13 protein-coding genes are annotated in these 12,337 nt (G+C 69.5%); 8 read left to right on the top strand and 5 right to left on the bottom strand.

Annotated features, from left to right (window positions below; genetic code table 11):
* Positions 1 to 15 precede the first annotated feature (15 nt).
* Positions 16 to 324 (bottom strand): hypothetical protein, encoded by a 309-nt coding sequence (locus tag OIE13_RS20190; RefSeq protein ID WP_326637558.1) that lies wholly within the window; start codon positions 322 to 324, stop codon positions 16 to 18.
* A 211-nt stretch (positions 325 to 535) separates the two neighbouring features.
* On the opposite strand from OIE13_RS20190, the gene OIE13_RS20185 reads away from it, so the two are divergent.
* The 7 genes from OIE13_RS20185 (at position 536) to OIE13_RS36760 (ending at position 9,123) form a co-directional block, all read left to right on the top strand.
* Positions 536 to 847, top strand: a complete 312-nt coding sequence (locus tag OIE13_RS20185) for a hypothetical protein (RefSeq protein WP_326828553.1) — start codon at positions 536 to 538, stop codon at positions 845 to 847.
* 65 nt (positions 848 to 912) lie between these two features.
* Positions 913 to 4,443 carry a DISARM system helicase DrmA gene (gene drmA / locus OIE13_RS20180; RefSeq protein WP_326828552.1) on the top strand — a complete coding sequence of 1,177 codons (3,531 nt, stop codon included), beginning with the start codon at positions 913 to 915 and terminating at the stop codon, positions 4,441 to 4,443.
* Positions 4,440 to 6,281, top strand: a complete 1,842-nt coding sequence (locus OIE13_RS20175) for a DUF1998 domain-containing protein (protein WP_326828551.1) — start codon at positions 4,440 to 4,442, stop codon at positions 6,279 to 6,281. The genes drmA and OIE13_RS20175 overlap by 4 nt, the downstream gene beginning before the upstream one ends.
* The gene (gene drmC, locus OIE13_RS20170; protein WP_326828550.1) at positions 6,278 to 7,069 is read left to right on the top strand and encodes a DISARM system phospholipase D-like protein DrmC; all 792 of its coding nucleotides are present in this window, start codon (positions 6,278 to 6,280) and stop codon (positions 7,067 to 7,069) included. Before OIE13_RS20175 ends, drmC begins: the two co-directional genes overlap by 4 nt.
* Positions 7,070 to 7,410: 341 nt before the next feature.
* On the top strand, positions 7,411 to 7,722 hold the full coding sequence (locus tag OIE13_RS20165; RefSeq protein ID WP_326637566.1) for a hypothetical protein: 312 nt from the start codon (positions 7,411 to 7,413) through the stop codon (positions 7,720 to 7,722).
* Between the two features lie 2 nt (positions 7,723 to 7,724).
* Positions 7,725 to 8,903, top strand: coding sequence for a hypothetical protein (locus tag OIE13_RS20160; RefSeq protein ID WP_326637569.1), 1,179 nt, complete (start codon positions 7,725 to 7,727; stop codon positions 8,901 to 8,903).
* Positions 8,884 to 9,123: an AAA family ATPase gene (locus OIE13_RS36760; RefSeq protein WP_442811535.1), complete on the top strand. Its 240-nt coding sequence runs from the start codon at positions 8,884 to 8,886 to the stop codon at positions 9,121 to 9,123. Before OIE13_RS20160 ends, OIE13_RS36760 begins: the two co-directional genes overlap by 20 nt.
* Here OIE13_RS36760 and OIE13_RS20155 read toward each other — a convergent pair.
* From OIE13_RS20155 to OIE13_RS20145, 3 genes are all read right to left on the bottom strand, one after another.
* The gene (locus OIE13_RS20155) at positions 9,086 to 9,280 is read right to left on the bottom strand and encodes a hypothetical protein (RefSeq protein ID WP_326637570.1); all 195 of its coding nucleotides are present in this window, start codon (positions 9,278 to 9,280) and stop codon (positions 9,086 to 9,088) included. The genes OIE13_RS36760 and OIE13_RS20155 overlap by 38 nt on opposite strands.
* A gap of 78 nt (positions 9,281 to 9,358) precedes the next feature.
* Positions 9,359 to 10,198: a DUF72 domain-containing protein gene (locus tag OIE13_RS20150; RefSeq protein WP_326637572.1), complete on the bottom strand. Its 840-nt coding sequence runs from the start codon at positions 10,196 to 10,198 to the stop codon at positions 9,359 to 9,361.
* A 128-nt stretch (positions 10,199 to 10,326) separates the two neighbouring features.
* Entirely contained in the window at positions 10,327 to 10,830 is a 504-nt protein-coding gene (locus tag OIE13_RS20145) for a DinB family protein (protein ID WP_326828549.1), read from the bottom strand.
* Between the two features lie 19 nt (positions 10,831 to 10,849).
* Between OIE13_RS20145 and OIE13_RS20140 the strand changes: the two genes are divergently transcribed.
* Entirely contained in the window at positions 10,850 to 11,224 is a 375-nt protein-coding gene (locus OIE13_RS20140) for an MmcQ/YjbR family DNA-binding protein (protein ID WP_326637576.1), read from the top strand.
* Between the two features lie 72 nt (positions 11,225 to 11,296).
* Here OIE13_RS20140 and OIE13_RS20135 read toward each other — a convergent pair whose 3' ends face one another.
* On the bottom strand, positions 11,297 to 12,220 hold the full coding sequence (locus OIE13_RS20135; protein WP_326637577.1) for a TIGR03620 family F420-dependent LLM class oxidoreductase: 924 nt from the start codon (positions 12,218 to 12,220) through the stop codon (positions 11,297 to 11,299).
* Positions 12,221 to 12,337: the final 117 nt, after the last annotated feature.

Below are 12,337 nucleotides of genomic sequence, written 5' to 3'. Positions count from 1 at the left end.
TCATGGTCATGACGGTCACGTGCGTCCGGCCATCTCCCGGCGCATGGCGTTCGCCTCTGCCTCGGTCACCAGCGGGGGAGAGCGGCGCAGCTCCTCCTCGACCGCATCCACCACGCGCTGGGCGAGCCGTCCGAGCCGTTGATGCCGGTCTTCCAGCTCGGTGGTCCAGGTGGTGGCCGTCGGCCCCGTCCACACCTGTCCCGACCGCATCGCCGAGGAGGCGCGCTGGTATGCCTGCCGCACCTCATGAGCCCTGTCTTCGGCTTCGACGAGCAATTGCCTCAGCCGTTCGTGCCGGGGACTGGGCACCATCCGCTCGGCCACGCCACCCCCGTCCTTTTCATGACCCCGTGATGAAGGAAAAAAGTCGCATACCAGAGTAGGTATTGATCGTCTAAATCGGCAAGTCCGGTACCCGGCCGGCATCGCGCTTCCGCCGGTGGAGCCGTGACCACCCGAGCGGGCGAAACCGATATTTCGGTCATTCCCTCTCGTGTTTGAGCGACTACTCCCCCCAACACCATCGGAGTAACGGATGACGCTGTTCGAAAAGCACATCGACGCGATAGAAATCGCCGTCAAGACCGCGTACTGGATGTGTTTCGTCGCCGGTTTCACGCTGCTCCTCGCCGGTCACGTGACCGTGCTCATGGCCATCGCGATCGGCGTCATGTGGCTGTCCCGCGTCACCCTGCATCACATCCAGGCGACCCGGACGCGCTGGGACGATGCGACCGCCGAAGAACTGGAACTACGGCGTGAGCAGCAGCACGCGCACCGTGAACGAGAGCTGCGCCTCCAGATCCGGCGCCTCCAGCAGCCGGAGGACCGTGGCGGCGGCCCGTGAGTCCTGCCGCTCGCCTTCCGGGGAGCGCCTGTGGAATGTCATGGTCTGCCCCTACAGTGATCGGCATGAGCGGTGAGACGGTGCTCGCACGTCCCGACGAGGCCCGGATCCGGGATGAACTGGAGAGGCTGGTCGTCCGCGATCTCCACGGCCCCTTCGACGACGAGGAGGAGGAGTTCGCAGAGCGCCCGATGGATCGTTACATCCTGGGCAGGCTCGCCCCGGACGGTGAGCTGATCGAGCCGGATCTGATGGACGACGCCGCCGACACCGGCGGTGCCGACGTGGGTGAGGACGAGGCCGAGCCGTCCGTGCTGACCACCGCCAGCCTGATGCCCTCCGCCCTGGGCTGCACCGTTTTCGTGGACGGCGACGTGACCGAGCTGAAGGTGACCGGTCACTGGGCACGTTACAAGCGGGTCGAGGGCCTCGACAGCGTCAGGGGTGATCGGGTGTGGTGCCGGGTGCCCGATTCGGGGAGCGTGCGGCTGGCACTCCGGGAGGGGCGGCTCGATCCGGAGCGCATGTCCTCCGACGAGCACGTGGTGGTCCGTGGCCGGGCGCGCCGTCATGACGGCGGCTGGCTGGTCTCGGTCTTCCTGGTCAACACCACGCCCCGGCCGCAGCGGCTGGAGGGGGCGGCCTGGCTGTTCCAGGCGCGCATCGGCGTCACCGCCGTGGACGGCGGGCCGATCTTCCGGGCCCGGCCGGACACGTTCGGCGGCGGTGACGAGATCGACCGGGTCGAGCAACGGCGGCTGGCTATGGCCTACCGGTTCCATCCGGAGTTCGCCGTCGGCCACGGGGTGGGGGTGACGGCGCGGCAGGCACCGGACGACTCGACGCGGGCGGTCCGGGTCGAGACGCGGGCCGTGCCGACCTATGAGATCCCGTACACCGACGTGCCCGACCCGGACGGCGATCCGGACCTGCCGGAGTCGGCCGACCTGGTGCTGGACATGGAGGTGCTCCGAAGCCTGCCGGTGGACGCGCTGCGCAGCGGGTTGTCGCCGCTGGTCACCGGATATCGGGCCTGGATCGCCCGGCAGGAGAGGCGCCTCTCCGATTCCGCCGAGGGGCTCGTGCGGTACGGGAATGCGCCGAGCGAGGTGCTGGCCACGGCACGCAGGGCGGCCGACCGGATCGAGGCCGGGATCGACCTGCTCACCGGTGACGAGAACGTACGCGACGAGAACGCGCTGAGGGCATTCCGCTTCGCCAACGAGGCGATGTACCTGCAGCGGGTGCACACGCTGGCGGCGGCCGTACGGCGGAAGACCCCCGACCGGACACTCGACGAGGCGCTGGAGGAGGTCAGCACTCCGAAGAACCACCGCTGGCGCCCGTTCCAGCTGGCGTTCATCCTGCTGAACCTGCCCGCGCTGGCCGACCCGGGGCATGCCGAGCGCGGTGCCGACGACAGGGACGGCGACGCCGTGGCGGACCTGCTCTGGTTCCCCACCGGTGGCGGCAAGACCGAGGCATATCTCGGCCTGACCGCGTTCACGCTGGCGATCCGCAGGCTCAGCCCGGCACTCGGTGGCTATGACCCGTCGGCGGGCGTGGCGGTGCTGATGCGCTACACGCTGCGGCTGCTCACCATCCAGCAGTTCCAGCGCGCCACCGCGCTGATCTGCGCGTGCGAGCACCTGCGCCGCGGCGACGAGACGACGTGGGGCACGACGCCGTTCCGGATCGGCCTCTGGGTCGGCGCGCGGGTGACGCCCAACAGGACCGACGACGCGGGCGACTGGCTGAAGCAACTCCGTAAGGCGGGAAGGCGGGGGTTCGTACGGGCCACCGGTTCGCCGCACCAGCTCACCGGCTGCCCGTGGTGCGGTGAGGTCCTGGAGGCGGGCGTCAACATCGTGGTCGACCCGGCCCGGCGCCGGACCCAGGTCTTCTGCCCCAACCTCTACTGCGAGTTCAGCAACCTCGTCGACCCCGAGGGCATCCCGATCGTCCTGGTGGACGAGGAGATCTACCGGCTGCTGCCCAGCCTCATCATCGCGACGGTGGACAAGTTCGCCCAGCTCCCGTGGCGCGGTGAGACCCAGGCGTTGTTCGGCGGAGTCGGGCAGCGGTGCGAGCGGCACGGATACGTGACGGAGGACACCAGGTCCAACGACTGGGAGTTGTCATCGGCGTCCGCCCGGCATCCAGCCAAGGGAGCGCTGCCGTCCGCGCGGATCGTCGACGTGTCGCGGCTCCGGCCGCCGGACCTGATCATCCAGGACGAGCTGCACCTGATCTCCGGCCCGCTGGGGTCCCTGGCCGGTCTGTACGAGACAGCGGTCGATCGGCTCGCCACCTGGGAGCTGCCCGGCGGCAGGCGGGTCCGGCCCAAGGTCATCGCCTCGACCGCGACCGTACGGCGGGCACAGCAGCAGATCGGGGCGCTCTTCGACCGGCGGACCGAGGTCTTCCCGCCCCCGGGGTTGGACATCGGTGACAACTTCTTCTCCCGGCAGCGCCCGGTGGATCCGGCGGAACCCGGTCACCGGCCCGGCCGCCGCTACGTCGGCATCTGCGCACACGGCGTCCGCAACAAGTCGGTGCTGATCCGGGTGTACGTCGCGGTGCTCGGCGCGGCCCAGACCCTGCACGACAGGTACGGGCGCAACCGGGTCACCGATCCCTACATGACCCTGGTCGGCTACTTCAACAGCCTGCGCGACCTGGGCGCGATGCGCCGGATGGTGGAGGACGACGTCTCCACCCGCCTGTCCCGGGCGGAGGACCGCGGGTTCTCCCGACGCTGGGATCCGGTCGTCAAGGAGCTGACCTCCCGGTTGTCCTCCTCGGACATCCCGGTCGTGCTCGACCACCTGGAGCAGGCGTTCACCGACGACCGCGAGGAGCGCAGGCGCCGCCCGATCGACATCCTGCTCGCCACCAACATGATCGCTGTCGGTGTCGACGTGTCCCGTCTCGGCGTGATGGTCGTCTCCAACCAGCCGAAGTCCGCCGCCGAGTACATCCAGGCCACCAGCCGGGTCGGGCGTGCCGCGCCGGGCCTGGTGTTCACGGTCTACAACTGGGCTCGGCCACGCGATCTGTCGCACTACGAGACGTTCGAGCATTTCCACGCCACCATCTACCGGCATGTGGAGGCGCTGTCGGTGACCCCGTTCGCCGATCGCGCGGTCGACCGAGGGCTGACCGGGGTGCTGGTGTCCCTGGTGCGGAACCTGGGGTTCACCTACAACGGCAACCTGCGCGCCGGACAGTTCGACCGGGCCGGTGAGCTGGCCGACCATGTGGTGCGGTTCCTCAAGCGCCGGGCCCGGGAGGTCACCGCAGACAACCGGGTGGGCGTCGAGGTCGAACGCCACCTGGACGCCCGGCTCGACCAGTGGCACAACGAACGGCGAGTGCCGGGACGACGGCTGGCCTACAACAAACGGGCGCCCGGAACGCCGGGTGACGCCTCGGGGCTGCTGCGCCGCCCGGAGGACGGCAGCTGGCGGCCGATGACCTGCCCGACCTCGCTACGCGACGTCGAGCCGGGGGTGCGCCTGCTCCTGCTGCCCGAGGACGACAATCTCGCCATCACCCAGGAACCGCCGTTCATCGCCGGAGGGAGCGCGTCATGACCGAGTCGAGTCTGCGGGTCGGCGAGCTGCGCCCCAACCAGCTCCTGCACACCTACGGTGTGGGGGCGGTCGCCGACATGCCCAACCTGTCGGTGATGGTGTGCGGGCTGGACGAGTGGGATCCGGCCAAGACCCGGGTCGTCCCGGAGGAGCGGCTGCTCGCGGCGGTGCGGGCGAAGCTGCGGGCACCGGTGGAGGCGCTGCGTACCCCTCCCTACGTCCCCGAGTCGGCCGACCCCTTCGGTGAGTGGACCCGGGTGGGTGTGCCCGTGACCCTGTTCCCGCGCTGGCTGCGCTGCACCAATCCCAAATGCGGGCTGCTGGCTCCGGTGGAGACCGGCCTGTTCGAGCTTCTCCCGCACGCGTTCTCCCCGGATCGGATCCGCTACGTGCACGGCTGCCGGGGCAACGGAGGCGGCCGGCCCACCGCGGTGCCGGCCCGGTTCGTCCTCGCCTGCGGCAACGGGCACCTTGACGACTTCCCCTGGTTGTTCTTCGCCCACCAGGGGGTCGTCCCCGAGTTCGGCGGGCACACCCTCACCCTTGAGGAACGGAGCACCACGGGTGACGCGGCGAGCCTGTGGGTCCGGTGCTCGTGCGGTGTCCAGCCTCGGTCGATGGCGCAGGCGATCGGCGAGAAGATGGTGCCGAACCTGCCGCGCTGCCGGGGCCGTCACCCGCACCTGCGCTCCGCCCAGTTCACCGGCTGCGGCGAGGAGACCCGGACGATCGGTCTGGGCGCCACCAACAGCTGGTTCGGGATGCAGTTCAAGGCGTTCACCCTGCCGCAGGCCGACCTGGAGGTGGAACAGCGGGTCGCCGAGCTGTGGACGATGCTGGAGCGGGTGGCCCGTTTCCCGGAGGCCGACGCCAAGGGGTTGCTGCCCGACCTGCGCTGCTGGCCGGAGTTGGAGCAGTACGGGGTCGACGAGGTCTGGAAGGCGATCCGGCGGCGTGCCGAGAGGTCCGGCGACGACGACCAGGGGGACGACCTGGATTTGAGGACTCCCGAATGGAACGCCTTCACCCGCGCGCTGCCGGTCAGGCTGCCCGACTTCACAACCGAGAAGGAAAGGCCCCCGGCCGAGGGCAAACGGTGGCTGGAGGAGGTCGTGCTGGTCACCCGGTTACGTCAGGTGTCGGCCCTGTACGGCTTCACCCGGATCGACGCCCCCGAATGGGGAGAGGACGGGGACGACACCGGCTTCGCGCCGATCTCCGTCGCCCTGCCCACCTGGGTGCCGTGCGCGGAGACGCGGGGCGAGGGCATCTTCCTGCGTTTCCGGGAGGAGGAGCTGGCCGCCTGGGAACAACGCTCCGACGTTCGCGGACGTCGCAGGCAGCTCCGTGAGGGGCATGACAGGTGGCGGGCCCAGCGCCGGCTCGAACCAGGCCACTGGCCGGGCATCCGCTACCTGCTCCTGCACACCTTCGCGCACGCGCTCATCCGGGAGTTCGCCCTGGAGAGCGGCTACAGCGCCGCGGGGATCGGCGAACAGATCTACTCCGGGACCGGCACGCGGCCCATGGCCGGAGTTCTGCTGTACACCGCCGCCCCGGACAGTGAGGGCACGCTGGGCGGACTGGTGACCCTGGGCCGGCGAGACCGCCTCGGCACGCTCATCGAGCAGGCACTGGACGCCGCACGGCTGTGCAGCTCCGATCCGCTCTGCTCCGAACGCGATCCGCGCGAACACGGTCACCTGTACGGCTCGGCGTGTCACGCCTGCCTGTTCGCGTCAGAGACCTCGTGCGAGCGGGGCAATCACTACCTGGACCGGGCGTTGCTCGTCGACACCGTCAGCGATCTGGGCATCGGATTCCTGGCCGCCCGGTGAGCGATCTGCCCGCCGTGATCGCCGCGCTCGCGCGAGAGCTTCCCGAAGTCCACGTACGGGCATGGGCACAGATCCTGCGCGGGCACCCCGCACCGCATCCCGCGATCCGAGGGCTGCTGACCCAGGCCAGGACCGGGGCCGTCATGGGAGCCCGGGCGGCCAGGCTCATCGCCGCCTGGTCGGCGGCGGACCCGCCGCCGCCGGGTTCGGCGCTGGCACTGGCGCTGGAGACCGCGTCCCGGATGCACGGCGAGACCCACCGCCGCAGGACCGACATCGTGGTCAGCGGGCCGCACAGTGACGAGGTCCCCGTCCGGCTGACCAGCTCGGTCATCATCGAGGTGATCCGCGCCAGCCGCACGTCGCTGCTCGTGGTGAGCTTCGCCGCGTTCGGCGTCGCCGAGGTGACGCGGGAACTGGTCAGGGCGGCCAGGCGGGGGGTCCAGATCGATCTGGTCCTGGAGGGCACCGTCGAGGACGGCGGCGCGCTGCGCGGCGCATCCACCCCGCCCTTTGAGGTGCTCCGCCCGCTGGCCACGTTCTGGGTCTGGGCGGACAGGCCGAGGACCGGTGGCTCGGTTCCCGCGCTGCACGCGAAGGTCGTCGCCGCGGACGAGGAGGTCGCGCTGCTCGGCAGTGCGAACCTCACGGATCGGGCGCTCGCCCACAACCTCGAAGTCGGTGTGGTCCTCCGCGATCCCGACGTGGTAGGCAGGCTCGTCAGGCACTTCCACGCGCTCATGCACCCCAAGAACGGTCCGCTGCGCCCTACCACCGCCCGACATTGACAGTGGGGCGTGCCCTGCTGTTGTGGTGATGGCTCCCCGCCTCGGCGCTGGTGGTCGGGACGGTGCCTGACCTGCCGCTGCCCCTCTCCTCGAACACTTGCTTCCAGATCGGCTACCCGGGCCTTCAGCACATCCAGCCGGGCCGTCAGGGTCACGACCAAGGCCGCGAGCTCGCCATACGACGGCCGCTCGCCCGCGGTCACGGTCACGGTCACGGTCACCCGAAGGTCATCCCACGTACGGGACCATGCTCATGCGGTGCAGGGAGAGGAGACGTGAATATTCACGCCTGGGCTGTTTCCTTGGCGAGGTCGTATGAGAGATCTCTAGGATTGGCTGCCATGGCAGAACTGAGTGAGGCGGAGCTGGACGCGTTGGTCGAGGAGGCCACCGTCGACGCCTACGACGATGATGAGCAGCTGTCCGGGTTTCACGTCATGCTCGACGAGCACCTGGCGACGCCGTTCCAGACGATGGTCTTGGGGGTCGAGGTCACGGTCAAGAAGATCGACCTGTACGCGGGGAGCGGGATCGTCGCGGTCTGCGTCCGAGGGTCATACCGGCAGGCGATCGGCATTCTCGATCTTCCGCTGCCGGATCCGCCGCCCCGAGGTTCGGAGTGGATCGAGGCATATCGGCACTGGGTGCCCTGACGATGAGCGAATACCAGTACTACGAGTTTCTGGCGGTGGACCGTCCCCTGGACGCCCGCCAGCAGGCCGAGGTCCGCGCGCTGTCGACCCGGGCCCGGGTCACCGCCACCAGCTTTACCAACGAGTATCACTGGGGCAACTTCCGCGGCGATCCGCGCCGGATGATGGAGCGCTTCTATGACGCCCACCTGTATCTGACCAACTGGGGCACCCACCAGATCATGCTCCGGCTGCCGAGAACGCTGCTCGATCGGAATGTGGCGGAGCAGTACTGTGCCGGGGACCAGGTGACGATGTGGGTTTCGGGTGAGCATCTCATTCTTGACCTGACCAGCGATGACGAATCGGGCGAATGGGACGAGGGCGCCGAGGACTCCCTGTCGGCCATCGTCGGTGTCCGGGCCGAGCTCGCCGCGGGTGATCTGCGGCCCCTCTACCTCGCCTGGCTGTCGGCCTTCGGCAGGTGGGAGCGGGACGAGGACGCCTTTGACTACACGGCCGAGGACGAGCTGGAGCCGCCGATTCCGGCGGGACTGGGATCGCTGAGCGCGGGGCAGCAGGCCTTGGCCGACTTCCTCCGTCTTGACGCCGACCTGCTTGAGGTCGCGGCCGAGGCGAGCCCCGAGCTGACCGTCGTACGGGACAACCAGCGTGAGCTGGCCGCGTGGATCGCGAACCTGACCGAGGCTGAGAAGAGCGGGCTGCTGCTGCGGGTCGTCCGGGACCAGGGTGCTCAGGTCCGGATGGAACTGCTGCGTCGCTTCCGCGGCGAACCCAAGGCGGACAGCGGTGATCTTCCCCGGCGTAGTGTGGCCGAGCTGCTGGACGCGGCGGCGGAGCGGCGCCAGGAACGCGAACTCCTTGCCGTGGCCAGGCGCGCCCAGGAGGAAGCCCGTCGTGCCCGAGAGCGGGCTCTGGCCAGGGAGAAGCGGCTGGAAACGCTGGCCGAGGACGAGAACGGAGCCTGGCGGCGTGTCGACACGATGATCACCGCGAAGAAGGCGAGTGAGTACGACGCGGCCGTCGAGCTTCTGAAGGATCTGCGGGCGGTGGCCGAGCGTGCCGACCGTCTTGGCGACTTCACGCGGCGCTTCGCGAGCCTGCGTCAGGAGCACCTGCGCAAGACCAGCCTCATCGAGCGGTTCGACCGCGCCCGGCTTGATGATCCGCTTCCCGGCTGACGGGACCTTCCGGCGGCCTGGGGCGTACGGGAGGCAGGCGACCGCCGAACGCCGACTGGTTGTACTGGATGGGCAGACAAAACTGGTAGTGATCGAGGAACCGGAGACCGCGCTCCACCCTGCCGCCGCCGGGGCGTTGTTCGACGCGCTGACCGAGGCGAGCGAGCGTGCCCAGGTCGTGATCACCACGCAGACCGGAAGACGTGCCCCTCCGCCGTGAAGGTGACCTCCCACCACTGGCTGAGGCATCCGGCGCCGACCCCGCCGCCGCGCGCCGGCCGATGGCCCCAGAAGAACAGGTAACGCAACCGTTCGCCGTTCCGCTCGGCGGCGACGGCATCGGCGACCGAGCGTGGAAGCCTGGTGAGATCGGACACCGGTACACCGTGCCACGTACGGCCACCGTCCGGCCAGCGCGTCGATGAAAGAGATGGGCACCGCGCTCGTCGGCGATGTCACATCGGCCGGCCCGCCCATCCGGGCGAATCCGCTGATCGCCTACCCGGCTGAGAGGCGATCTCCTCCGGAACATGATCCAGGCTCCCGGCAGGTGTACGGCTCACCGGCCACCCCTCGGCGTGTGCGAGTTCCGCGAATCGGGCGGCATTCCGCACCGCCGCGCCGCCCGGATCGTTGTTGAAGTACACGTGAACATCGCAGCGGTCGTCCCACGCCTCGCCCAGGCGGCGCAGCCAGGAGCGGAGCGCGCCGTCGCCGTAGGCGGGCCACGGGCGGGCCAGGCCCTCGTGAAACCGCAGGTAGCCCCAGCCGGTGGTCCGCCACAGGGGTGTCTGCGGGCGGCCGAGCCGATCGGCCCAGCACAGGGCCGCGCCGTACGTCGACAGCACCTCGCGGACGGGATCGCTCCACCAGGAGGCGTGCCGCGGTTCGACGGCGACACGCACCCGGGCGGGGAAACACCCCAGGCACGCGCCGAGCAGTTCCGGATCCGCCCTCAACGTCGGCGGGAGCTGCAGGAGGACCGGCCCGAGCTTGGTCCCCAGGCCGTCGGCCGCCGCCAGCAGACGCCCAACCGGCTCCCGCGGATCCTTCAGCCGTCTGACGTGGGTGAGGAACCGGCTCGCCTTGATCGCCATGACGAACGTGTCCGGGGTGCGCTCCTTCCAGTCCTCGAAGGTCTGGTGCGTCGGCAGCCGGTAGAAGGTGTTGTTGTTCTCGACCGTTCCGAAGCACTCGCCGTACCGCTCAAGCCACAGCCGCTGGGGCGTGCCGGATGGATACAGCACTCCGCGCCAGTCGGCGTACTGCCAGCCGGACGTCCCTACCAGCATCATGAGAATTCAGCCCATCTCCCTACATGAGCAGGTCCTGCCCAACCGGCCGGGGCGCCACACCGGTGCGGTCCGGGTAGGGAACCGGCCGGGGCGCCACACCGGTGCCGGTCCGGGTAGGGAAAGGGGGACTATTCGCCGGTGACGCCGTCGATCCGCTCGCGCAGCAGGTCGGCGTGGCCGTTGTGCCGGGCGTATTCCTCGATCATGTGGACGAGGATCCAGCGGTGAGAGCAGTCCTGCCCGTGGCGCTGCCGCTTTCCGATGGCGTCCAGCGGCACCTCGGCCGACACCTTGCGGGCGTGCTCGATCTCGGCCCGCCAGGTGGCGAAAGCCTCCTGGGCGGAGGCGGTGTCCACGTCGTTGAATTCGGCGTCGGAATCGTCTGTCTTGTAAAGGCGGGGGACATCTTCATTGTTCAGCACGTGGCGGAACCAGACGCGCTCCACGTGTGCCATGTGGCGGACGAGGCCGAGCAGCGACAGGGGCGACGGCGGTGCGGAGCGCTCGCGCAGCTGCTCCTCGGAGAGCCCCGCGCACTTGACGGCCAGGGTCTCGCGGTGCCAGTCGAGCCAGTTGTTCAGCATGGCGCGCTCGTCGCCGAGGAAGGGAGGGGACAATCGGTTGTCGGTCACAGCCCACGATCCTCCCACCGTGAAGTACCGTCTGGTTGTGGCCGATGATCTGCTGGAGTCGCTGCGCCGGCTCTGTCTCGCGCTCCCCGAGAGCACCGAACGGCTCAGCCACGGCGAGCCGGCCTGGTTCGTCCGAGGCAAGAAGATGTTCGTGATGTACGCCGATCATCACCACGACGACCGGCTCGCCTTCTGGTGCGCAGCCCCGCCCGGCGTTCAGGAGGCCCTGCAGGCCGAAGCCCCGCAGCGCTTCTTCCGGCCGCCGTACGTTGGACACCGCGGCTGGCTGGGCGTCTACCTCGACGTTCCCCAGGACTGGGCCGAGCTCGCCGAGATCGTCGCCGACGCCTACCGGGCCGTCGCGCCCAGGCATCTGGTCGCCCGTCTGGAGTGAGTGGGGCGGAAGGGCGTAAGGGGGAAGGGGCTGAAGGGAAGGTACGACGAGGAACGACTGACGGTGTAGCGGTCAGCCGGTGAGGAGGGGAGCCAGCAACCGCAACTGGTCCAGTTGCCGATCGAGTGTCTGGGCAAGGGGTTGCACGGCGACGTGGTCGGCGCCGGCCGTGTGATGAGCGCGGACACGTTCGGCGACGGTGTCCGCGTCACCCGTGGGCACGATCGCGTCGACGAGCGCGTCACTGCCGCCTTCCTGGAAGTCCGCGTCGGAGAAGCCCAGGTCACGTAGGTTGTTCAGATAGTTGGGCAGGGCCAGGTACAGGGCCATGTAGCGGCGCGCGGTGGCACGGGCCCGTTCGGAGTCGGTGTCGACCACCACGGCCTGCTCGGGAGCGAGGACGGGGGCGGATCCGAGGATCCTTCTGGCCTGGGCGGTGTGTTCGGGCGTGACGAAGTAGGGGTGCGCTCCCTGGGCGCGGGTCGCGGCCAACTCCAGCATCTTCGGGCGCAGCGCGGCCAGCAACCTCGGTGCCTCCTCCACCAGAGGCGCACTGAAGGCGGTGGCGTCCATGGTGTCCAGGTAGGCGCGCATGGTGGACACCGGCCTGCTGTAGTCGTGCCCGCGACTCGTGACCAGCGGAGCATGGCTCACACCCAGGCCCAGGACGAAGCGCTCCGGCCACGCGTCGACCAGGGTTCTGGCTCCGTTGGCGGCGGCGGTCGCGTCTCGTCCGTAGATGTTGGCGATGCCGGTGGCCAGGATCAGCCGCTCGGTGGCGCACAGCAGAACCGCGGCGTTGGCCAGGGCTTCCTTGCTGGTCGGGGTCTCACCGAACCACAGCGTGGAGTAGCCGAGTCGCTCGATCGTCGTGGCCGCGCGCCGCGCCTCGGCCGCGGGCACCGCTGAGATCGACCCCAGCCACACACCGATGCTGCCAAGGCGCCGCTTGAGCGCGGGCAGATCCACCGGGGGCGGCACCGTATGTTCGGCCATCTTCGAGTTCCTTCTTCCCAAGCCCCTGCCGAGATCGGCGGAGGATTCCCAGGTTCGCCGAGCGCCGCAGAGCCGGAAGCTCCGGGCTGCCTGGTTCAGCGGGCCCGGTGTCCGTCA

Origin of the sequence: Streptosporangium sp. NBC_01810 (genome assembly GCF_035917355.1) — a bacterium.
In the GTDB taxonomy this organism is placed as follows: domain Bacteria; phylum Actinomycetota; class Actinomycetes; order Streptosporangiales; family Streptosporangiaceae; genus Streptosporangium.
The sequence above is the reverse complement of the archived record's forward strand: the minus strand, read 5'-3'. Positions and strand labels throughout refer to the sequence as shown.

Coding starts and splice junctions, on each gene's coding strand:
- OIE13_RS20185 (WP_326828553.1), top strand. CDS start 536: ATGACGCTGTTCGAAAAGCACATCGACGCGATAGAAATCGCCGTCAAG.
- drmA (WP_326828552.1), top strand. CDS start 913: ATGAGCGGTGAGACGGTGCTCGCACGTCCCGACGAGGCCCGGATCCGG.
- OIE13_RS20175 (WP_326828551.1), top strand. CDS start 4,440: ATGACCGAGTCGAGTCTGCGGGTCGGCGAGCTGCGCCCCAACCAGCTC.
- OIE13_RS20165 (WP_326637566.1), top strand. CDS start 7,411: ATGGCAGAACTGAGTGAGGCGGAGCTGGACGCGTTGGTCGAGGAGGCC.
- OIE13_RS20160 (WP_326637569.1), top strand. CDS start 7,725: ATGAGCGAATACCAGTACTACGAGTTTCTGGCGGTGGACCGTCCCCTG.
- OIE13_RS36760 (WP_442811535.1), top strand. CDS start 8,884: ATGATCCGCTTCCCGGCTGACGGGACCTTCCGGCGGCCTGGGGCGTAC.
- OIE13_RS20150 (WP_326637572.1), bottom strand. CDS start 10,198: ATGATGCTGGTAGGGACGTCCGGCTGGCAGTACGCCGACTGGCGCGGA.
- OIE13_RS20135 (WP_326637577.1), bottom strand. CDS start 12,220: ATGGCCGAACATACGGTGCCGCCCCCGGTGGATCTGCCCGCGCTCAAG.